20 protein-coding genes are annotated in these 20,866 nt (G+C 37.7%); 10 read left to right on the top strand and 10 right to left on the bottom strand.

Annotated elements, in window-relative coordinates; translation table 11 throughout:
* Positions 1-15: 15 nt before the first annotated feature.
* Positions 16-675, bottom strand: a complete 660-nt coding sequence (locus E4F24_RS00670) for a CBS domain-containing protein (RefSeq protein ID WP_140936683.1) — start codon at positions 673-675, stop codon at positions 16-18.
* A gap of 198 nt (positions 676-873) precedes the next feature.
* Here E4F24_RS00670 and E4F24_RS00665 point away from each other — a divergent pair, with 198 nt between their 5' ends.
* Positions 874-1,704 (top strand): lyso-glycine lipid O-acyltransferase GlsA, encoded by an 831-nt coding sequence (locus tag E4F24_RS00665; RefSeq protein WP_140936682.1) that lies wholly within the window; start codon positions 874-876, stop codon positions 1,702-1,704.
* A gap of 3 nt (positions 1,705-1,707) precedes the next feature.
* On the top strand, positions 1,708-2,667 hold the full coding sequence (locus E4F24_RS00660; protein ID WP_140936681.1) for a glycine N(alpha)-acyltransferase GlsB: 960 nt from the start codon (positions 1,708-1,710) through the stop codon (positions 2,665-2,667).
* Positions 2,668-3,135: 468 nt separating this feature from the next.
* On the opposite strand, the gene E4F24_RS00655 is transcribed toward E4F24_RS00660, so the two are convergent.
* Genes E4F24_RS00655 through ubiE form a run of 4 tightly spaced genes read right to left on the bottom strand, consistent with a single transcriptional unit; the run spans position 3,136 to position 5,979 of the window.
* Entirely contained in the window at positions 3,136-3,585 is a 450-nt protein-coding gene (locus E4F24_RS00655) for a GatB/YqeY domain-containing protein (protein ID WP_140936680.1), read from the bottom strand.
* Positions 3,586-3,645: 60 nt separating this feature from the next.
* Complete coding sequence (locus E4F24_RS00650) at positions 3,646-4,407, bottom strand: SDR family NAD(P)-dependent oxidoreductase (protein ID WP_140936679.1); 762 nt, start codon at positions 4,405-4,407, stop codon at positions 3,646-3,648.
* Between the two features lie 13 nt (positions 4,408-4,420).
* Positions 4,421-5,242: a PorT gene (locus E4F24_RS00645; protein WP_140936678.1), complete on the bottom strand. Its 822-nt coding sequence runs from the start codon at positions 5,240-5,242 to the stop codon at positions 4,421-4,423.
* The gene (gene ubiE, locus E4F24_RS00640; protein WP_140936677.1) at positions 5,239-5,979 is read right to left on the bottom strand and encodes a bifunctional demethylmenaquinone methyltransferase/2-methoxy-6-polyprenyl-1,4-benzoquinol methylase UbiE; all 741 of its coding nucleotides are present in this window, start codon (positions 5,977-5,979) and stop codon (positions 5,239-5,241) included. Before ubiE ends, E4F24_RS00645 begins: the two co-directional genes overlap by 4 nt.
* 395 nt (positions 5,980-6,374) lie before the next feature.
* Between ubiE and dnaB the strand changes: the two genes are divergently transcribed.
* From dnaB to E4F24_RS14050, 7 genes are all read left to right on the top strand, one after another.
* Positions 6,375-7,970 (top strand): replicative DNA helicase, encoded by a 1,596-nt coding sequence (gene dnaB / locus E4F24_RS00635; protein WP_140936676.1) that lies wholly within the window; start codon positions 6,375-6,377, stop codon positions 7,968-7,970.
* Positions 7,971-8,091: 121 nt separating this feature from the next.
* On the top strand, positions 8,092-10,359 hold the full coding sequence (locus E4F24_RS00630; RefSeq protein ID WP_140936675.1) for an ATP-dependent helicase: 2,268 nt from the start codon (positions 8,092-8,094) through the stop codon (positions 10,357-10,359).
* Between the two features lie 57 nt (positions 10,360-10,416).
* On the top strand, positions 10,417-11,151 hold the full coding sequence (locus tag E4F24_RS00625) for a DUF4290 domain-containing protein (RefSeq protein ID WP_140936674.1): 735 nt from the start codon (positions 10,417-10,419) through the stop codon (positions 11,149-11,151).
* Positions 11,152-11,319: 168 nt separating this feature from the next.
* Positions 11,320-12,645 carry a UDP-N-acetylglucosamine 1-carboxyvinyltransferase gene (gene murA / locus E4F24_RS00620; RefSeq protein WP_140936673.1) on the top strand — a complete coding sequence of 442 codons (1,326 nt, stop codon included), beginning with the start codon at positions 11,320-11,322 and terminating at the stop codon, positions 12,643-12,645.
* A gap of 107 nt (positions 12,646-12,752) precedes the next feature.
* Positions 12,753-13,382, top strand: a complete 630-nt coding sequence (locus E4F24_RS00615) for a YceI family protein (protein ID WP_140936672.1) — start codon at positions 12,753-12,755, stop codon at positions 13,380-13,382.
* A gap of 97 nt (positions 13,383-13,479) precedes the next feature.
* Entirely contained in the window at positions 13,480-13,953 is a 474-nt protein-coding gene (gene rlmH, locus E4F24_RS00610) for a 23S rRNA (pseudouridine(1915)-N(3))-methyltransferase RlmH (RefSeq protein WP_140936671.1), read from the top strand.
* A gap of 56 nt (positions 13,954-14,009) precedes the next feature.
* A complete protein-coding gene (locus E4F24_RS14050) occupies positions 14,010-14,132 on the top strand; it encodes a hypothetical protein (protein WP_262708985.1) in 123 nt (40 codons plus the stop codon).
* Between the two features lie 223 nt (positions 14,133-14,355).
* Here the strand turns inward: E4F24_RS14050 and E4F24_RS00605 are convergent, their stop codons facing one another.
* The 3 genes from E4F24_RS00605 to E4F24_RS00595 are packed head-to-tail and all read right to left on the bottom strand — an operon-like array spanning position 14,356 to position 16,367.
* Complete coding sequence (locus tag E4F24_RS00605) at positions 14,356-14,805, bottom strand: NUDIX domain-containing protein (RefSeq protein WP_140936670.1); 450 nt, start codon at positions 14,803-14,805, stop codon at positions 14,356-14,358.
* Between the two features lie 4 nt (positions 14,806-14,809).
* Positions 14,810-15,619 carry a 3-keto-disaccharide hydrolase gene (locus E4F24_RS00600; protein WP_140936669.1) on the bottom strand — a complete coding sequence of 270 codons (810 nt, stop codon included), beginning with the start codon at positions 15,617-15,619 and terminating at the stop codon, positions 14,810-14,812.
* A 7-nt stretch (positions 15,620-15,626) separates the two neighbouring features.
* Entirely contained in the window at positions 15,627-16,367 is a 741-nt protein-coding gene (locus E4F24_RS00595) for a hypothetical protein (RefSeq protein ID WP_140936668.1), read from the bottom strand.
* Positions 16,368-16,489: 122 nt separating this feature from the next.
* Between E4F24_RS00595 and E4F24_RS00590 the strand changes: the two genes are divergently transcribed.
* On the top strand, positions 16,490-18,907 hold the full coding sequence (locus tag E4F24_RS00590; protein ID WP_140936667.1) for an alpha-ketoacid dehydrogenase subunit alpha/beta: 2,418 nt from the start codon (positions 16,490-16,492) through the stop codon (positions 18,905-18,907).
* A gap of 15 nt (positions 18,908-18,922) precedes the next feature.
* Here the strand turns inward: E4F24_RS00590 and E4F24_RS00585 are convergent, their stop codons facing one another.
* Together E4F24_RS00585 and aroC are read right to left on the bottom strand one after the other, a co-directional pair.
* A complete protein-coding gene (locus E4F24_RS00585; protein WP_140936666.1) occupies positions 18,923-19,777 on the bottom strand; it encodes an ROK family protein in 855 nt (284 codons plus the stop codon).
* Positions 19,770-20,861 carry a chorismate synthase gene (gene aroC, locus E4F24_RS00580; protein ID WP_140936665.1) on the bottom strand — a complete coding sequence of 364 codons (1,092 nt, stop codon included), beginning with the start codon at positions 20,859-20,861 and terminating at the stop codon, positions 19,770-19,772. The genes E4F24_RS00585 and aroC overlap by 8 nt, the downstream gene beginning before the upstream one ends.
* Positions 20,862-20,866 lie beyond the last annotated feature (5 nt).

Raw genomic sequence — 20,866 nt, 5'->3', positions numbered from 1 at the left:
ATGCAAAAGAAATAATTATAAATCTAAATAATTCATTAAAAGATCATACCGATCTTGTATATCAGACTGGTCTCCACCATCTCTAAAAGTGGCTTTCACCACGTAATCATTACGCCATAAAGAAGAAACAATAGCTGCGATATTTGTTTTATTGACTTTGATTGTGAGTTCTAATTTTGACGATTCGGCAACAGGTCGTACCGCTGTGCTCAGGATAAGTGTGTTTTCGGCTTCTATGAGGCGAGCGATATGAGAAAGTGCATTGTCGCGCATGCCTAACTCTAAAACTATTATGGCACCTTCTTGATATCCTAAGGTTTCGTTCAATGCTACTAATAGGCTCTGTTTTGTTAGTATGCCGATATATTCATGATTTTTATTCAAAATAGGTATGATACAATAGTCGTAAGACGCAATGAGTTGTAAGGCATCGTAGATATGTTGATAATCGAATAAATAAATTGGTTTGAATTTAGTGGATAGTACTTCTATCGGTAGATGACCGTCTATTTGTTCTAAAAGTAAATCCTCAGATATAAGTCCATGATATCGGCCATTGCTTACAACGGGCAAATATTTGACTTGAAATTCATTCATGTTATTCAGCACAAAATTGACAGTATCTTTTGGGAGAACTTCATGGAAATCAGATGATATGTATTGGCCAATAAACATTGTAATTTTTTATATGTTAAACAATAAAAAAAGAAAAACGTTTAATCGTTATTCTAAATATGTCTTTTCAGGACAGTTATCCCTATCAAACATACTGATTATTCCGAATTAGTTCATTATTTTTCTTATATACTTAATATTATTTTATGTACTTTTACGGTACAGGACACGTGAAGATTTTGAATTCAACCATAACACATGGCGACTGAGCAAGATAAGTTTATACAAGTAAGAGAAGTAATACATAAAAAAAGTCCAAGACTGGCGAAATGGATACCTAAACCATTAATTAGTTATTTAAAGCGTACGATTCACGAAGATGAAATAAATTATATAATGACCACATATAAGGATTTGTATGGGTTGGATTTCGTGGATGCGTTGATAAATGAATTAGGTGTTGAAGTAGTTTTGGAGGGGGAAAATAACATTCCTACCGATGAAAGTGTTATTTTTGCCGCTAATCATCCCTTGGGTGGATTGGATGGAATTGCATTTATGCATGCCATAGGGCGTTATCGTAGGGATGTGAATTTTTTGGTAAATGATATTTTACTTAACATCCGTAACTTAGAGCCTCTTTTTATCGGGGTAAATAAAGTGGGAGGACAAAATAAAAATGCGATATCTGCTATTGATGAAGCTTATGCGGCTGATCAAGCCTTGTTGGTGTTTCCGGCAGGATTGGTATCCCGTAAGATTGACGGTGAAATTGTTGATTTAGCATGGAAAAAGAGCTTTATTTCAAAAGCTAAAAAATATAAAAAGAATATAGTTCCTGTTTTTATTGAAGGAAAGAATTCTAATTTCTTTTATAATTTTTCCCGGTGGAGACAAAAATTAGGGGTAAAATTTAATATGGAGATGTTATATTTACCAGATGAAATGTTTTCGCAAAGAGGGCAACGAGTAACTATAAAAATTGGTAAAATGATACCGTATACGTGTTTTGATACGGCTAAAAATGAGAGGCAGTGGGCTGCAGAAGTGAAGCAGTTGGTTTATGAAATGGCGAAGGACAATAAATAGTGTATGCAAGAAATTATACCTCCAGTAGATAGAGACCTGATAAAAGCGGAATTAACGAAAGAAGCTTTTTTAAGATATACCAATAATGGTAACAATGAAGTGTATCTCGTGAATTATCATAGTGCGCCTAATATTATGCGTGAAATAGGACGTTTGAGAGAGGTTACATTTAGAGGTGCGGGCGGGGGAACAGGACTGCCATTGGATATTGATGAAAACGATACCTCTACACATAATTATGATCAATTAATAGCGTGGAATCCAGATGATGAAGAAATTATAGCCGGTTATCGGGTGGTTAAATGTGATCATGCTATAGATGAACAGGGAGAGATACATTTATCAACGGCTCATTATTTTGATTTCTCGGAAAAGTTCAAAAAAGAATACCTCCCATATACAATTGAACTCGGTAGATCTTGGGTACAACCGAAATACCAACCCGCAATTGACAACAGGAAAGGACTTTTTTCTCTTGATAACCTTTGGGATGGATTGGGCGCATTGGTAGAAATTACACCAGATGTGAAATACCTATTTGGGAAGGTTACCATGTATCCTCATTTTAATGAAGAAGCCAGAGATTTGTTGATTTATTTTATGGAGTCTTACTTTCCTGATAAGGAAGGATTAGTAGCACCTTATGAAAATCTCAACTTAGGGTATAAAACGGATATTTCAAAATATGCAGGATTCTTTGATGGCCTATCTTATAAAGAAGGCTATAAAATTTTAAATACAAAAGTGAGAGAACTTGGTGAGAATATTCCCCCTTTGATCAATACCTACATGAACTTATCGCCATCTATGATGACCTTTGGTACTGCCATAAATGATGAATTTGGAGAAGTGGAAGAAACAGGTATAATGATCATCTTAAATGATATATATACGGCGAAGAAAGAACGGCATATCGTGACGTATGAAAGAGATAAGGTATATGGAAGTCGTAATAAAAAGTAGAGGGACAATCTTAGCCCCTCTACTTTTTTAAAGCCGTTTCAATATGAGGAATATTGTCCTCTAAATAAGGCTCGGTTTCTTTTTGGACGCCTATCTTTGATAAAAGCTTTGCAGATGTGCCTGGGCGCTGATACGTGTGTCATTACTAGGTACTTAGGAAGTAATTCTTTCGGTCGCCTTTTTTATTAATTGTCTCCCAATTCCAAATTGTCTATAATCAGAAGCAGTTCTACTCTCCCAATAGAGCACTTCTTGTAAGAGATGCCTGAAGGAAGCAGTCTTGTGTATGCTATGATGCTATTTTCATGGAAACCCAAAAAGGTGTTCTGCTTTTAAAGCCTTGTCGTCGCATTCTGGATATAAGTATTCCTGCTCAAGCATGAAGACGTTGATCCTCAATTTCAGAATTTGATACAATTCGGTATGGAGACAAATTTTCAAATGTTTTTATCTTCCAAATAATATTCATTAGATCAATAAAGATTTTACTACCTCAGAGATTGTTTTTCCATCAGCCTGGCCAGCTAATTTTTGATTCGCAGTACCCATTACCTTTCCCATATCTTTGATTCCTGAAGCACCGGTAGATGAAATGATTTCTTTAATGATATCTTCAATTTCACTTCTATCCAGTTGTTTTGGAAGGTATTCTTCGATAACTTCCTGTTCTTCTACTTCGATCTGCAATAGGTCTTCGCGTCCCTGGGCTTTATAAATCTCTGCTGACTCTTTGCGCTGCTTAACCAATTTTTGCAATACTTTGATCTCTGTTTCCTCGGATACTTCTTCGCTACCACCTTTTTCAGTTTTAGCTAATAGAATCGCAGCTTTTACGGCACGTAATCCCCGTAATCTGGCATTGTCTTTAGCGATCATTGCCGCCTTGATATCTTGATTGATTTTTTGTTCTAATGACATAGTATTTTAAGTAATAAGTGAAAATTCCTTGTTCTTTTGTCCTTAATTTTGGTTCTCAAGTTAGCAGTTTCGGTTGATTATTGTTCCGCTTGCTTGCGCCGTAGGCATAACCAACAGCTCGTTGATATTGACATGCGCAGGTCTAGATAAAACGAAACTAACAATCTCTGCAATATCAAATCCATTTAGTGGTGTAAGCCCCATGTAGACACTTTTTGCTTTATCTGTGTCACCCTTAAAACGCACCTCAGAAAATTCTGTTTCTACCATTCCGGGATTAACTGCCGTAACCTTTATTCCAAAAGGAAGTAGATCAATCCGCATGGCTTTATTAAGTGCATCTACGGCATGTTTAGTAGCGCAATATACATTACCATTTGGATATACTTCTTTTCCTGCAATTGATCCGATATTGATAATATGTGGCATCTTACTTTTCTTTAGAAGGGGGCTTACGGATTTGGTTACGTAGAGTAGGCCCTTTACATTGGTGTCGATCATTCGATCCCAATCGCCGATGTCACCATCCTGAATAGGATCTAATCCCTGACTCAAGCCTGCATTATTAATTAGTATATCTATATTTTTCCAAGCATTCGGAAGATTTTCTATTGCAGATGCTGTTTTTTCGTAATCGCGCACATCCAATACCATGATATGTATTTCACAGGTAGGGTATTTGCGTAAGATCGTTAGCTTTAACGCATCAAGTCGATCTTCTCTTCGAGCACATAATATTAATCTGTAATTCTCTGCTGCTAATGTTTCTGCACAGGCGGCTCCAATTCCCGAACTCGCACCTGTAATCAATACCGTTCTCATAATCACCGAATGTTTATTGGAAAATGATACTCAAATAAATATTACGTATCAGCCCTTTCTCTAAAGGATTCATAAATTGATTGTCTGCCGCTAGTGGATGTTGATGGTCCAACACTGATTTAAAACTTTGATTAAATTTGATTTCGGGCGACATCTTAAAATAGGGAAAGAAAATATCTACGCCGATGCCAAACTCCCATGAGAGATATCCTGGTTTCAAGATAATGGATTGTGCGATATCTGAAGATTCTTTAAGTAAAGCATTGTATTCTTCGTTAATACCTATCCATCTGGAATAGCGTGCACCTCCCGTTACGTAACCCCTATATCTATTGAATTTGTTTTTAAGAATTTTTTCGTCAGATCTGAATTTGATGTTAAAAGGGAACTCAAATGAATTGAAGTTGGAGCCCGAAGAGGAAGTCTGGATATGTCTGGTTTTTCGAAGCAAGGGTTTTTTAGTTTGATCCATGCTTGTATATTCAATGCCCAGATGATTAATAAATAGAAACGAGGGGCTGAAAGTGAAGTACAAATTGTCGGTAGCACGAAAGTCTACCGGAATACTCACCGCAAATCCCGATCCTGTTTTCGATTTTATAGCTTGTAATTCGCCTAAATCATTGATGTTGTCACCAGGGTAATCAATAGTTTGTCGCTCCCATTCTTTTTTTAGTCCCAACATATAATTTTGGTTTACATAGTTGTATTGCAGTCCTAATAGAATAGGGGCATCTTCATTGTAAACCGAACTAAAAGGAAGTGAAAACCCGCGTTGACCATAGCTAGAAGTTAACGCAAATATAAATATGATAAGAACGAACAGCTTCTTCATTTGGTTGCTTCGTAAATGGTGCAAAATCCAAAGGTTTGGGGTCTGACTATTGTTTCCTTAAATCCTACTTTACTGGTTATTTTTGCAAATCGCTCCCCGTCAGGAAACTTAGCAACCGATTCAGGAAGATAAGAATACGCACTCGCATCTTTGGAAATCAATTTACCCAAAGCGGGGGTTAGCTTATGAAAATAAAAGTGATACAGTTGTTTGACCGGAAATGCAGTAGGATTAGAGAGTTCTAATACGACGACTTTACCTCCTGGTTTTAAAACCCGATGGATATCTGCAAGTCCTTGTTCCAGGTTTTCAAAATTACGAACACCAAAAGCTACGGTGACTGCATCAAATGTATTGTCTTCAAATTGCAGTTTTTCGGAATCACCCAATTGAACTTCAAATTGGTCCTGTAGTCCTTTTTTCTTGATTTTTTCCTGAGCAACTTCCAACATCCCCTGCGAAATATCTACACCTATTATCTTTTTGGGGTTAAGGATACGTATAGATTCAATCGCGAAGTCACCGGTGCCGGTCGCGACATCGAGCATGAGCTGCGGCTCAATACTCTTTAAAGACCGGATCGCCTTTTTACGCCATATTGTATCAATACCCATCGTCATGATACGATTAAGAAGATCATAAGTTTTTGATATATTGTTAAACATATCAGCTACTTGTTCTTTCTTTCCGCCGTCCTTAGACTTGTAGGGTTTTAGTGTAGAAGCATCATTTGACATAACGCAAAGATAGTATATTAAAATGTAGTTAAAAAGAAAATCAAAAGATCGTTTTTAGTAAATATTAGCTTAATGTATTGATTATGAAAAGTTAATAGGTTATAGCTTATTAAAAGGTTGAACCTGTATAAGTTTTATAGTTATTAACATAAGCTAAAGTTATTAACACACATGTAACTTTTTGATAATTAGATTGTCTAAAAAGTGGTTAACACGTTTTGAACATTTTGTGTGGATAATGAAATGTAATTTACAAACGAAAATTATATGATTGTTAATGCAACTTTTTTCTAATGTGTAGAACTTAAAAATAAACGTAGGTGTATTTTTGCTACTTTTGTTATCCCGTAAAATTCGGAACTCAAAATGGCAGTTAAGCCTTAAAAATATACAGTATGGATCAAGAATTTTCTGCACAATCATCTAGCGCCGGTCGTACCAACTTTAACAAGAAACGTACTAACCTGAATAACTTGATAAGTGGTTTAGGTAAGCTTCCTCCGCAAGCGGTGGATTTGGAAGAAGCCGTATTGGGTGCATTGATGTTGGAAAAGAATGCCTTAAGTGAAGTAATCGATATTTTAAAGCCGGAATCTTTTTATAAAGAATCGCATCAGAAGATATTTGAAGCGATCTTTAGCTTATTTCAAAAAACATCTCCCATAGACTTGTTGACCGTAACGGTGGAGTTACGTAAGATGGGAGCTTTGGAAATGGTGGGAGGCGCATACTATATCACACAACTTACAGATCGTGTCGTGTCTGCCGCTAATATTGAATATCATGCCCGTATCATTTCTCAAAAATATATTCAGCGTGAGCTGATAAAGGTTTCGACCGAAATTATTAATGCATCGTATGATGAAACAAGCGATATATTCGATCTACTTGACCATGCGGAAAAGAGTTTATTTGATATCGCTCAAAATAACTTGCGTAGGGATTCCCGGAAAATGGATGATATCATGCGGGAAGCAATTTCGAATTTGGAATTATTACGGGATCGAACAGATGGATTGACGGGAGTTCCTTCGGGTTTAACGGCCTTGGATCGCATGACTTCGGGATGGCAACCCTCGGATTTGGTCATCATCGCTGCTCGTCCAGCAATGGGTAAAACAGCCTTTGTATTATCTGTGGCACGTAATGCTGCCGTAGATCACAACAAGCCGGTAGCTGTATTCTCACTGGAGATGTCTTCTGTTCAGCTTGTAAATCGTCTGATAGCCGGAGAAACAGAAATAGAACAGGAAAAGCTAAAAAAAGGAAATTTAGCAGATCATGAGTGGCAACAGTTGCATTCCCGGATAGGAAGATTAACCGAGGCACCATTGATTATCGATGATACACCTGCACTGAATGTCTTTGAATTCAGGGCTAAATGTAGACGTTTGAAAGCACAGCACGATATCCAAATGGTAATTGTCGATTACCTACAGTTAATGCATGGTAAAGCCGAAGGGAAAGGTGGGGGAAATCGCGAGCAAGAAATTGGTAGTATATCCCGCGCGCTGAAATCTGTCGCTAAAGAACTGAATATTCCGGTACTGGCGTTGTCGCAATTAAGTCGTGCCGTTGAATCTAGACCGGGTAATAGTAAACGTCCGATGCTTTCGGATTTACGGGAGTCGGGATCTATTGAACAGGATGCGGATATGGTACTTTTCTTATATCGTCCGGAATATTACGGACTTACCGAGGATGAAGAGGGAAGATCGACAGCCGGTGTGGGAGAGGTAATTATTGCAAAACACCGTAATGGTGAAACCGGTATCGTTCCGTTACGATTTATAGGTAAATATGTGAAGTTTGTGGATCTGGAAGATGACTTTGCCGGTATGGGAGCAGATTCTTTTGCTTCAGGTAGTGGAGATAGTCCTTTTGGTGCACCTTCGGCTATACTTCCTTCAGCGTCGTTTGAGAATTTTGGTGGTGGTGGTATTACCATGCCCTCCCGTATGAATGATATGCCGGATGATGCACCATTTTAACGGTAGCTTGAAATAATCATCTAGCCTACTTTTAAAAGAGTGGGCTTTTTTGTGTCGGATATAAAATGATTTTTAGTAACTTTACACTATATTTTCTAACGGATAAAAAATTCACGATATTTTGGATTATTTAGCAGGATTAAACCCCTCACAGCGTGCGGCCGTAGAACAGACGGAAGGGCCGGTAATGATTGTGGCGGGAGCAGGTTCGGGGAAAACACGTGTCATCACATATCGAGTAGCACATTTAATCAACAAAGGTGTTGACCCTTTCAATATATTAGTTTTGACCTTTACCAATAAGGCTGCGAAAGAGATGCGCGAGCGTATCATGAAAGTGGTAGGTTCGGAAGCGAAAAATATTTGGATGGGTACATTTCACTCTATCTTCGCACGGATCTTACGTGTGGAAGCGGAACACATTGGCTATCCTAAGAATTTTACCATTTACGACACTGATGATACCAAAAGCTTATTACGGGCGATTCTCAAAGAAATGAACCTGGACGATAAGCTCTACAATGTTAATCATGTATATGGACGGATTTCTTCTGCCAAGAATAATTTGATATCTCCTCAGGAGTATAATAAAAACGAAGCTATTCTGGCTGAAGATCGTGAAAATGGAAGAGGACAGCTTGGGGAGATTTATATGACTTATGCGCAACGTTGTTATCGTGCAGGAGCCATGGATTTTGATGATCTTCTGTTCAAAACAAATGTATTATTAAACAAATTTCCCGAAGTACTGCATAAATATCAGCACCAGTTTAAGTATTTAATGGTGGATGAGTATCAGGATACTAATTTTTCGCAATATCTAATAGTAAAGCGGTTGGCCGCAGTGAACGAAAATATTTGTGTAGTGGGAGACGATGCGCAGAGTATTTACGCTTTTCGTGGGGCAAATATTCAGAATATTCTGAATTTTCAAAAGGACTATCCGGATGTGAAGGTATATAAACTGGAACAGAATTATCGGTCAACTAAGATGATCGTAAATGCCGCAAACAGTATTATCGCAAATAATAAAAATCAGCTGGAGAAAAATGTATTCTCCGAGAATGAGGAAGGAGATAAAATTAAAGTAGCGCGGGCATTCTCGGATAATGAAGAGGGAAAAAACGTTGCCGAGGCAATTATTCAGGAAAAGTCTATTAAGAGTCTTAACTATAAAGATTTTGCTATTCTTTATCGTACCAATGCACAATCCAGAGCGATGGAGGAGGCACTACGCAAGCTAAGTATTCCCTATAAAATTTATGGAGGTACATCATTCTATCAGCGTAAAGAAATTAAGGATTTAATAGCTTACTTTCGATTAACCTATAATCCCAATGATGAAGAAGCGTTAAAACGGGTTATCAATTACCCACGAAGGGGAATAGGGGATACTACTGTTGAAAAGTTAATTGTCGCAGCAGACCAGCACCAATACCGTATCTGGGATGTAGTGGCAAACGCGCAGATGTTTCTTGATGGAAGAAGCTTTACCTCCGTATCGAATTTTGCACTGATGATTCAGAGTTTTCAGGCTGTTGGAAATAACCATAATGCTTTTGATACTGCGATGCATATCGCTCAGCATTCCGGGATATTGAAAGATCTGTACGAAGATAAATCGGTCGAAGGGCTGAACCGATATGAAAACATCCAAGAGTTATTAAACGGTATTAAAGAGTTTTCTGAAAGAGAAGATATTGAAGAAAAGGGTTTAGATGTATTTCTTCAGGATGTCGCGTTATTAACAAATGACGATAACGATAAGAATCCCAATGCCGATACGGTATCTTTAATGACGATCCACTCGTCCAAAGGTTTGGAATTTCCAAATGTCTTTATTGTCGGACTGGAAGAGAATCTTTTTCCGTCTCAGCTATCTCTTAATTCAAGAACGGAATTAGAGGAGGAGCGAAGGTTGTTTTATGTCGCCGTGACGCGGGCAGAAAAAAAGCTACATTTGTCGTACGCAACGTCACGTTATAGATGGGGTACGTTAAATAATTGCGAGCCGAGTAGATTCTTGGACGAGTTGAATCCGGCTTGTCTGGAGCTCGATTTTAAACCGCGTATGCCTTCCAAAGAGGATGACGGTTTCCAATCTGAACGAATCACCTGGCAGCAAAAGGATACTTTTTCAAAACCGAAACCCAAGGTGATGAAAACGACTTCAATTTTGCCCAAAGCTCACGTACCTACTGCCGGATTTGCCCCATCGGATACAGGTATCCTTCAGGTAGGTATGGAAGTAGAACACGAACGGTTTGGATTTGGGAAAGTGGTAAATCTGGAAGGTAATAAGCCGGATATGAAAGCAACTATTTCCTTCAAAGAGTTGGGGCAGAAACAATTGTTGCTTAAATTTGCAAAATTGAGAATAGTCCAATAGTAGGACTTTGAAATAAAATAATATAAATAGCGTTATTATAGCGTTTAACCATTCTATATGAATTTTGATTATAACAGTACCCGTCCAAATTTAATTTTGGCCGAATATGGAAGGAATGTACAAAATATGGTTGACCATATTTGTTCTATACCCGAAAAAGAAGAGCGCAATAGATTAGCGCAAGTCGTTATAGATATGATGGGAGTACTTAACCCTCACTTACGAGATGTATCAGATTTTAAACATAAACTTTGGGATCATCTTCATATCATTTCTGATTTTAAAATAGATGTAGATTCTCCTTATCCTATCCCTACAAAAGAGGATATGAATGTGAAGCCTCAACCTATTCCATACCCCCAAAATAGAATACGTTTCAAACATTATGGTCATATTGTTGAGCAAATGATTGAGAAAGCGAAAGGCGTGACTAATGAAGAGGTAAAACAGCGTATGACCTTGAGTGTAGCCAACTTTATGAAAATGGCTTACATCACTTGGAACAAAGATTCAGTAAATGACTTACAGATCATTGAAGATTTAAAGGAGCTGTCAAAAGGAGTATTAACCCTTCCACAAGATACGGTTCTTACTAAATTAGATTTCCGTACCCCTCCTCCGGGTAATAGGGGGAAAACACAAGTTACTGCGTCGAGTAACCAGAAAAGTAATCAGAATAACAAAAGACAAAGTAGCAGTAATAATAACAATAATGGTAGACGAAAAATGAGCGGTACCAGCAGCAGTAACAATAATAGAAAGCCTTATCAGAGTAATACGTATAAAAAGTAAGGAATACGAAGTTGTTTGAAATAAGTAACAAGATGTATATTTAGTTACTTGTTTTTTTCTGGAAGGGTCTGTCTCCAATGGTCATCAAGAGCCTTCATGGCCGTTGGTGTTACGGACATGAAGGTTTTGTTTTTAAAAGATTATTTTTCAATACTACTAAATAAGACTATGAACGCTTTTGAGATTATTGGCGGTAAACCATTAAAGGGTGAGATTGTTCCTCAGGGAGCCAAAAATGAAGCATTACAAATATTGTCGGCTGTATTGCTGACCGAGGAAAAGATTACCATAAGTAATATTCCGGACATAAAGGATGTCAACAAGCTTATCGAACTTTTAGGTTCTTTGGGAGTAATTGTTAACCGATTAAATAAGGATACGTACGAGTTTGAAGCAAAAGATATCAATATTGATTATTTTGCTTCTGATGACTTTAAACAAAAAGGAGGGGGATTACGTGGATCAATTATGATCGTTGGGCCTTTATTGGCTAGGTTCGGAAAAGCAGCCATTCCTAAACCGGGAGGAGACAAAATAGGTCGCCGCCGTTTGGATACCCATTTTTTGGGATTTGAGAAGTTAGGCGCAAAGTTTATCTATGATGCTGAGAATCATTTTTTCAATGTAGATGCTACAGCGTTGAAAGGTGCATATCTTTTATTGGATGAAGCCTCGGTAACAGGGACTGCAAATATTATCATGGCTGCGGTACTGGCTAAAGGGACGACTACAATTTACAATGCTGCTTGTGAACCTTACTTACAACAGCTCTGTAAGATGCTCAATAGAATGGGCGCAAAGATAACGGGTATTGGTTCTAATTTGTTGACGATAGACGGTGTAGATAAACTGGGAGGTACGGAGCATAGAATGCTACCCGATATGATTGAGATCGGATCATTTATCGGATTGGCCGCAATGACAGGTTCGGAAATTACGATCAAAAATGTTTGTTATAACGAGTTAGGTGTGATTCCTTCTGTATTTTCAAGACTAGGTATCAAAATGGAACTGCGTGGAGATGATATTTTTATACCGGCCCAAGATTCTTATGAAATTGATACGTTTATAGATGGCTCTATCCTGACTATTTCGGACGCACCTTGGCCTGGATTTACACCCGACCTGTTAAGTATCGTATTGGTAACAGCTATTCAGGCAAAAGGAAATGTACTTATTCATCAGAAGATGTTTGAAAGTAGATTGTTTTTTGTCGATAAATTGATTGATATGGGGGCGCAGATTATTCTTTGTGATCCGCATAGAGCAACGGTGATTGGTCTGAATAAACAAACGAAACTAAGAGGTATTTCTATGTCATCCCCTGATATCCGTGCAGGCGTTTCTTTGTTGATCGCTGCACTATCAGCTCAGGGGAAATCAACAATTTTTAATATAGAACAGATTGAAAGAGGTTATCAAGATATTGAAGAACGTTTGAAGGCATTGGGTGCTGATATTACAAGGGTGGATGTACAACCTTCTGGCCACTAATGAGAAATGTCTTTTAAATGTTAATAAATTAATTTGATAGAGATAAGTGTGATAAGAATTTTATTTTTGTGTAAATAAAAGTTTAAACATATAATCCAAATATTGAAATGAAAAAAATTGTTTTATTCTCGGCAGCTGCTGCTATGGTATTAGCATCGTGTGTCGGCAACCCGGAAGGTAAAAAAGCTGAAACAACTGATTCGGTTGAAACTGTTGATCAAGTAGTGGGTGAAGCATATACCGTGGACGCTGCGGAATCTACATTGGTATGGACCGGAACTAAAGTTACCGGTGCACATACAGGTACGGTCAACGTAAAATCTGGTTCAATTCATGTTGATAACGGAGCTATCACAGGCGGCAGTTTTGTGTTGGATATGACTTCTATCAATAGCACTGACTTAGATGGCGAATACAAAGAAAAACTGGATGGTCACTTGAAAGCGGATGATTTCTTCGCTGTAGCTGAATATCCTGAGGCTTCGTTTGTAATTACTGATGTAAAAGCTGGAGCTACTGCTAACGATGCCGTTATTTCTGGTAACTTAACGATTAAAGGTATTTCTAAAAACATCACATTCGATGCAAAAGTTGATGAAGTTACAGATGCTACTGTAAAAACTACTTCAGATTTCAATATAGCACGTGAAGATTGGGGGGTAAATTATTCTGGTAAGCAAGATGATTTGATTTCTAAAGAAATCAACTTCAAAGTGACTGTTGTTGCTAAAAAGTAAGATCATTTTAATAATATAGCTTAAACTCTTCACTCTGGTGGAGAGTTTTTTGTTTATCAACATGAGCCGCATCACCTTTTAAAAACAAATTATACGGATGAGAATTACATTATTGTGTATTGGAAAGACAGATGATAAGTATATTCAGGAAGGGATAGAGAAGTATTTAAAAAGATTAAAACATTACATTTCTTTTCAAATGGTCATCATGCCCGACATTAAGAATGTTAAGAATATATCCGAAGCACAACAAAAGGAAAAAGAAGCAGAACTTTTTTTAAAAAATATCACGTCACAAGACTTTGTTATATTATTGGATGAGTTTGGAAAGGAACTGCGATCGGTAGAATTGTCTAGCTTTCTGGAACAAAAAATGGTATCTAGCGTTCAACATCTGGTATTTCTTATCGGTGGGCCTTATGGATTTTCGGATCTAGTAAAGCAGCGGGCAAATTATAGTCTTTCACTTTCAAAGTTGACTTTTTCACATCAAATGGTTAGACTGTTTTTTATAGAGCAAATATATAGAGGATTTTCCATTATGAAAGGTGAGCCCTACCATCATGAATAGCGGAAATAATCATTATAATATAACCATCCAAACAAAAAAAGGAACAAGATATGGATATGAGCAAGTATAAAAGGGACTATAGATATAAGAGCAATGAAGGAAATAATGGCGATAAGTTTAAATGGCTTATTGTTGCAGTAGGTGTTATTATTGCGCTCCTGGCCTATTTCCTTAAGTAATGCTATAAAAATAAGGCGATACGGGAATATCGCCTTAAAATCACACTAACTATTAATAAAAACCCTATAGAACTAGGTGTTTTCCAAATCCAAAAATGTTGCCCCTAGTTTAAACATCTGTTTATTAGGTAACAACTAAAATTATAAAGCATTTTTTGGATTACCAAATAATAAGTAAAAATCCTTCATCTCGTCTGATATGAAACCAGCAGCCATAAAAACATTATCTGTTCATTTTAATAAACTTTTCCCAAGCTGCTTTGTCCGTTTTGAAAGTCAGATCTGTTAAATCTAAGGCGTTAATATCTATAAATCTAAAGGATTCAATTTTATCTATTACATTGTCTGCATCAAAATCAAACGCTTTTTCTTTAATTTCAATCCCAATTGGTTCCAAGGGTTTTACCTGATAATAAATGGAAATAATCTGGCTTTCATTGAAACTCGATTTCTCAAAAAAATCAGTAGTATAAATATGTTTGAGTACTTCTATATGAACATTACATTCTTCCAAGTACTCTCTTTTCAATGCATCTATAAGTCCTTCCCCAAACTCAAGACCTCCACCCGGAAATTTAGTAAAAGAAACATTCTGTGTGCGCTCATCACTTATGAGGACCTGCTGTTTCTCATTAATCAGTATCCCGTAAACTCTTACGTTAAATAGAAACATTTTTTTAGTTTTTCGTACCGTTAGAAAGATCTTTTAATAAAATTTTTCTAAACTCAATAGGCTGCCCCTCACTTTGCAGCGCAATAAATCCTCTTTTTAGTGCCGTGCCATCTATCTTAATCCGAGGGTCAAAATTATTGACTACCGGACCTCCTATATGTGGCTTTGAATAACTCAATACGGTATCACCCTCTATAATATGGTGGATAATTGAATCTCCCAGCACAATAAGTTCTGCTTTTACCCATTGATTTCCATCGTAAGTTTTTGAAGTTGAGTTTATACAGTGTGTTTCTAGCAGTTCACCTTTGTAATAGATATGTGTGCCGGGGGAGCACATGTTGCCCGTAGTACGTGCTTTTCCATCACTCAACCCGCCAAGAAATTGCATTTCTACAGATATTGGCCAATCTTGGTTGGCAGGCATTGTTTTCGGATCTTGAGAATGAAACATTACACCACTATTTCGCAGGGTGTAGCTCGGTGCTCCGGGATATAGATCCCCGATAAATCGGTATTCCAATTTTAAATGATAGTGAGAGTAAGGAGTATTATAATAAAGATGCCCAAATCGATTATCAAAGGATTTTCCGTATCCATCGTAATTCACTTGAATAACATCACCCGCTACTCTGAATGTATTGGCATAATTTTCACCCACCTCGTATGGATAAATCTTTACCGTCCATCCACCTAGATCCTTTCCATTAAACAGGGGTTTCCATTCCTCATTCTGCTTTTGATGTAATAGTGTAAAAGAACTTGCCAAGAGCCCCAGTCCAAGGATGCATAGCATTTTTGTTTTAATCTTCATTTTGTATTTATAATGCTTGAAAACCATTTGCGATAGCCATTTCATCTACTCCCATAAAAGAATAATGTTTTGGTAAAAACCACGCGATAGCAGACATGATCTCATGATATGCTTTCTCACTTCTAAACTGAACAGGTGTGATATTAAATACCAGATCTTGGGATACCAAATTTTCATCTTCATAATTGCGGGCGATGAGCATGATCTTAGGTGTTTTAACCCCCATGTGAATTAAATACTCTTTTAACTGAGTACGTAAGTATTTTGGCAAAATGCTGTCTGCCGGTTGTCCTGTTAATATTTTTTCATCTTTACCAATCGCTATACTTTCTTTATTATTCGAAAAGATACTATCATCAGTATAGAATGAATCATTCAATTCGTAATTGACAAGATCGCCATAAGATAGCATCCAATCTAACCGATTATGCTGTGGATTGATTACTAACCCAAAACCTTGCGAAAGTAAGGTGGGTAATTGTTTGTTAATAATATATGCATGGAAATTCTCGTTCGGATTAACGGTTTCCAATTGAATGTATGGAAACCCATCACTCGCTATGACGACTTCAGGATTTCCTAGTTTAAGATTAGCTTCGGGTAAACAATATAAAAAATCATCACGCCATTTTTGATCTCTTTCGGAAAAGGGAACGGACATTAACGTATTGAGAATTACGGTTTTTTCTAAATCTCCTAAGCAGGCGGAGTCATTTTTTTTAGTTGTTGATATAATACTAGCACTCATAAATACGATGTAATAGGCCTTAAAAGTACGTAATTAAGATCTATTATTTAAGGATATTAATAAATTATTAACTATATTGTAAAAAGGAATTTTAGTACTTTTGTAGGAAACCCAAAAAAGAAATGTCAGAAACGAATTTGAATGTGCCAACTGATTTGTCATCGTCAAAATTAAGCTTTGATGATTTTCGCTATATTATTTTAGATGATTATAAATTAGCCTTACAAAGCAGATATGTTAGTTTATTAGGACGAAAGGAAGTACTTACAGGTAAGGCAAAATTCGGAATCTTTGGCGATGGAAAAGAATTGGCGCAGATAGCTTTGGCTAAAGTTTTCCAAAACGGTGACTGGCGTTCAGGTTACTACCGTGACCAGACATTTGCTTTTGCATCTGGAATTAGTTCAATCTATCATTTCTTTTCCCAACTCTATGCCAATCCGAACTTAGAAGCTGATATTTCATCAGGAGGACGACAAATGGTTGCCCATTTTTCCAAAAGTTTGGTCGATGATGAGGGTAATTGGGTGAATCAGACACAGCAAAAAAATTCAGTATCTGATATCTCGACGACTGGTGGGCAGATGTCTCGTATAATGGGATTAGGACTAGCCTCTAAATTATATAGAACAAATGTTGATCTTTCTTATTTAAACTATTTTTCTAACCAAGGTAACGAAGTCGTTTTTTGTACAATAGGTAACGCATCTACTTCCGAAGGTGTATTCTGGGAAACGATAAATGCCGCTGGAGTGAAACAGATTCCCGTTGTCATTTCCGTTTGGGATGATGGATATGGGATATCTGTCCCCAACGAAATCCAAACAACCAAAGCAGATATATCAGAAGCATTAAGAGGTTTTCAACGCGATCACAAAGGTGAAGGTTTTGAAATTTTTAAAGTAAGGGGCTGGGATTATCCGGGGCTTTGTGAGACGTATGAAAAAGCCGCTAAAATAGCTCGAGAACAACATATACCGTGCTTTGTGCATGTCACCGATCTTACACAACCCTTAGGTCATTCTTCCTCTGGTTCGCATGAACGTTATAAATCTCAGGAAAGATTGGATTGGGAAAAGGAATATGATTGCAACGTGAAGATGCGTGACTGGCTGGTGGAGGCAGGAATCGCATCGTCAGAAGAGTTGGAAGCGATAGAAACAGAGGCCAAAAAAATTGTTCGTGACGAGCAAAAGAAAGCGTGGGCAGATTATCGCCAAACCATTCAAGGGGATTTAGAAGAAGCTATCGATTTATTGTCGAAAATGGATAACGAAGTTATTGAGTTGCCACTGAAAACACTGCAATCGATAACAGAGCCTTCTCTAAAAGAAATATATTCTACTGTTCGTCTTGTCTTACGTGAATTGCGTTTTACAAGTTCTCCCGAAAAGGACGAACTGATTGCATGGTATAAAAAACAACAGGAACTGAATCGACAACGGTACAATGATAACCTATTTGTAGAAAGCCAAAATTCGGCCTTCAACATTTCCGGAACAAAACCGGAATATGAAGAGGATGCAAAAATCGTAGACGGACGTGAAGTATTGAATGCCTGTTTCGAAGCGAATTTTTCCAAGGATGATCGTTTAATCGCATTCGGAGAAGACGTAGGGAAAATAGGAGATGTAAACCAAGGATTTGCTGGTTTGCAAGAGAAATTTGGTGATTTACGCATTTTTGATACCGGAATTCGTGAATCAGCTATTATTGGCAAAGGGCTAGGTCTGGCTCTTCGTGGCTTCAAACCTATTGCCGAAATACAGTATCTGGATTATTTAATGTATGCGTTGCCGGTGTTGAGTGACGATTTAGCGTCTTTAAGTTATCGTTCGAAAGGTCAGCAAAAAGCACCTCTCATTATTCGTACACGCGGACATCGTCTGGAAGGGATATGGCACTCAGGTTCTCCGATGGCACTTTTATTGGGAAGCTTACGTGGCTTACATATCTGTGTGCCACGAAATATGACCCAAGCTGCGGGAATGTATAATACACTTTTAAAATCGGATGATCCTGCTTTGGTCATCGAATGCCTAAACGGGTATCGTTTAAAAGAAAAAATGCCTAGTAATGTCGGCGAATTCACTGTTCCGTTGGGCTTAGCAGAAGTAATTCGTAGTGGATCGGATATTACGGTGGTCTCGTATGGTTCTACTTTACGTATCGTACAGGAAGCAACTTCAGAATTAGAAAAAATTGGTATTTCTATTGAAATAGTGGATATTCAGTGCTTACAACCATTTGATCGAACACAGGTCTGCGCACAATCTCTTCAGAAAACCAATCGTCTTTTGGTGGTCGACGAAGATGTACCTGGTGGAGCATCTGCGTTTATCCTACAGCAAATATTGGAAATACAGCAAGGCTACTTCCATCTGGATAGCCAGCCGCGTACACTGACCGCCAAAGCACACAGACCTCCGTATGGTTCGGATGGTGACTATTTTACGAAACCTTCAGTAGATGATGTGGTAGAGATAGCCTACCAAATCATGACCGAAGTGAATCCGCAGCAATATCCTAAGATATATTAAGAAATAGAGTTTATATTATTGAAATAACGAAGCAGCACCTATAATTGCTGCTTTTTCTTCATATTGCCCAACGCTTATTTCGAAATCTCCGAAATAATGATCCTTATTGATTAAGGCCCATGCTTTGGCAATATTACCCCCAATAATAAATTTTTTACAAGCGTGTTTTTTACTAAAAAAATGAAGAAAATCTTTCAAGTGTGTCCTGTATTCGACTAATAGTTGTTCAAATTCTTCGGTGTTCTTATGATTTTGGACGATCTCTTTAAAACCATTTTCTTTAAATCCCGAAAGCGCTAAAAAGCGGCTAACAAACCAACGTGTAACCAAATATTCTTCGAAGATTTTACGTTTATAAGGGCTGTTCCAAAGATCTGCATCGATAGCTTTTGCTTTACTCGACCAGACAGCACTTCCTAGTCCAGTTCCCAATGTAATTCCCAAGATCCGGTCTTCGTTATTTCGCTTGGCTGCAAATATTTCTCCTTGAAGAAAGGCAGCTGCATCATTAATATACCGAATTTCAACGTGTTTATTTTTCAAGCCACTTAAAATGCCTTCTGTCGTATTCAGTTTATAAATGCTATCGTACTTGTTTTGTCCCTTCATCAATGCGATCCCGTTTTCATAATCAAAGGGGCCAGGCATGGCGATGCCTATCTGTTTTATTTCTTTGTCAAATTCATTAAGGCAATTTTGTATATTACCTGCCCAATATTGAAAAATCGATTTAGCATTTTCCTGCGAATTAAAAGAAAAACGTTTGATCGTATTAGGTAAGATTTCCCATGTATCCTCGACTACAATAGCGGAGGTAATATGTGTACCCCCGATATCGCATGCTAGTATATAATTTTTCTTGTTAGACATTCTTATATGTTCTTTGCTTTAGTAGATGATCTGCAATAACCAAGGCCGTCATTGCTTCAACGATAATAACGGCGCGTGGAACGACACACGGATCATGTCTTCCTTTTCCGGAGATAGTGGTTTCTTCTTGTAAGAGATTCAATGTAGGTTGATCGCGCATAATGGTTGCTACCGGTTTAAAAGCCACTTTGAAGGTAATATCCATACCATTTGAGATACCACCCTGTATACCGCCTGAATAATTGCTATGTGTAATAATTTTATTATTCTCGAAAGCAAAAATATCGTTATGTTCAGAACCTTTAAGCTGAGACCCTTCGAATCCTGATCCATATTCGAATCCATGTACCGCATTGATGCCCATCATTGCCTTAGCTAGGTCGGCATGTAATTTATCGAATACAGGTTCACCCAATCCTACAGGTACATGGCGAATAATGGTAGAAATCCGCCCGCCTACTGTATCACCATCTTTGCGTATTCCATCAATAAAATCTATCATTTCATTTGCGGTAGCAGGGTCGGCGCACCGAGCTATATTGCTTTCGCGTAATTCGAGTAATGTCTTTAGATCTGAGGTATTGAGGTTAGGGGACTCGATCGTTCCTACACCAGAGACATGGGCGAAGATTTCAATTCCGTATTGTTTTAAAAATAGTTTTGCAATGGCACCTGCAGCTACTCGTGCAGCGGTTTCGCGTGCTGAAGAACGACCACCACCACGATAATCGCGAATCCCGTATTTCATTTGGTAGGTGTAATCTGCATGTGATGGACGAAATTTATCCATAATATGCGAGTAATCCTTTGAACGCTGATCTTCGTTTGGAATAACAATAGCTATGGGGGTTCCTGTCGATTTTCCTTCGAAAATTCCCGATAGAAATTGAGCGGTATCACTTTCTTTCCGTTGTGTTGTTATTTTGGATTGACCGGGTTTTCTCTTGTCAAGTTCTGATTGAATGAATTCTTCATCAATCTGAATATTTGGAGGGCATCCATCTAAAATAACTCCTATAGCCGCACCGTGGGATTCGCCAAAAGTTGTGATTTTAAAGATGTCGCCAAATGAATTTCCTGCCATAATTT

It is taken from the genome of Sphingobacterium lumbrici (assembly GCF_006476045.1).
Lineage (GTDB): Bacteria > Bacteroidota > Bacteroidia > Sphingobacteriales > Sphingobacteriaceae > Sphingobacterium > Sphingobacterium lumbrici.
Note: the sequence above shows the minus strand (reverse complement) of the source record. Positions and strands in the feature narration are given on the sequence as shown.

Coding starts and splice junctions, on each gene's coding strand:
- dnaB (WP_140936676.1), top strand. CDS start 6,375: ATGGATCAAGAATTTTCTGCACAATCATCTAGCGCCGGTCGTACCAAC.
- E4F24_RS00615 (WP_140936672.1), top strand. CDS start 12,753: ATGAAAAAAATTGTTTTATTCTCGGCAGCTGCTGCTATGGTATTAGCA.
- E4F24_RS00645 (WP_140936678.1), bottom strand. CDS start 5,242: ATGAAGAAGCTGTTCGTTCTTATCATATTTATATTTGCGTTAACTTCT.
- rlmH (WP_140936671.1), top strand. CDS start 13,480: ATGAGAATTACATTATTGTGTATTGGAAAGACAGATGATAAGTATATT.
- E4F24_RS00600 (WP_140936669.1), bottom strand. CDS start 15,619: ATGAAGATTAAAACAAAAATGCTATGCATCCTTGGACTGGGGCTCTTG.
- murA (WP_140936673.1), top strand. CDS start 11,320: ATGAACGCTTTTGAGATTATTGGCGGTAAACCATTAAAGGGTGAGATT.
- E4F24_RS00625 (WP_140936674.1), top strand. CDS start 10,417: ATGAATTTTGATTATAACAGTACCCGTCCAAATTTAATTTTGGCCGAA.
- E4F24_RS00650 (WP_140936679.1), bottom strand. CDS start 4,407: ATGAGAACGGTATTGATTACAGGTGCGAGTTCGGGAATTGGAGCCGCC.
- E4F24_RS00605 (WP_140936670.1), bottom strand. CDS start 14,805: ATGTTTCTATTTAACGTAAGAGTTTACGGGATACTGATTAATGAGAAA.
- E4F24_RS00665 (WP_140936682.1), top strand. CDS start 874: ATGGCGACTGAGCAAGATAAGTTTATACAAGTAAGAGAAGTAATACAT.
- E4F24_RS14050 (WP_262708985.1), top strand. CDS start 14,010: ATGAGCAAGTATAAAAGGGACTATAGATATAAGAGCAATGAAGGAAAT.
- E4F24_RS00595 (WP_140936668.1), bottom strand. CDS start 16,367: ATGAGTGCTAGTATTATATCAACAACTAAAAAAAATGACTCCGCCTGC.
- E4F24_RS00655 (WP_140936680.1), bottom strand. CDS start 3,585: ATGTCATTAGAACAAAAAATCAATCAAGATATCAAGGCGGCAATGATC.
- E4F24_RS00585 (WP_140936666.1), bottom strand. CDS start 19,777: ATGTCTAACAAGAAAAATTATATACTAGCATGCGATATCGGGGGTACA.
- ubiE (WP_140936677.1), bottom strand. CDS start 5,979: ATGTCAAATGATGCTTCTACACTAAAACCCTACAAGTCTAAGGACGGC.
- aroC (WP_140936665.1), bottom strand. CDS start 20,861: ATGGCAGGAAATTCATTTGGCGACATCTTTAAAATCACAACTTTTGGC.
- E4F24_RS00670 (WP_140936683.1), bottom strand. CDS start 675: ATGTTTATTGGCCAATACATATCATCTGATTTCCATGAAGTTCTCCCA.
- E4F24_RS00590 (WP_140936667.1), top strand. CDS start 16,490: ATGTCAGAAACGAATTTGAATGTGCCAACTGATTTGTCATCGTCAAAA.
- E4F24_RS00660 (WP_140936681.1), top strand. CDS start 1,708: ATGCAAGAAATTATACCTCCAGTAGATAGAGACCTGATAAAAGCGGAA.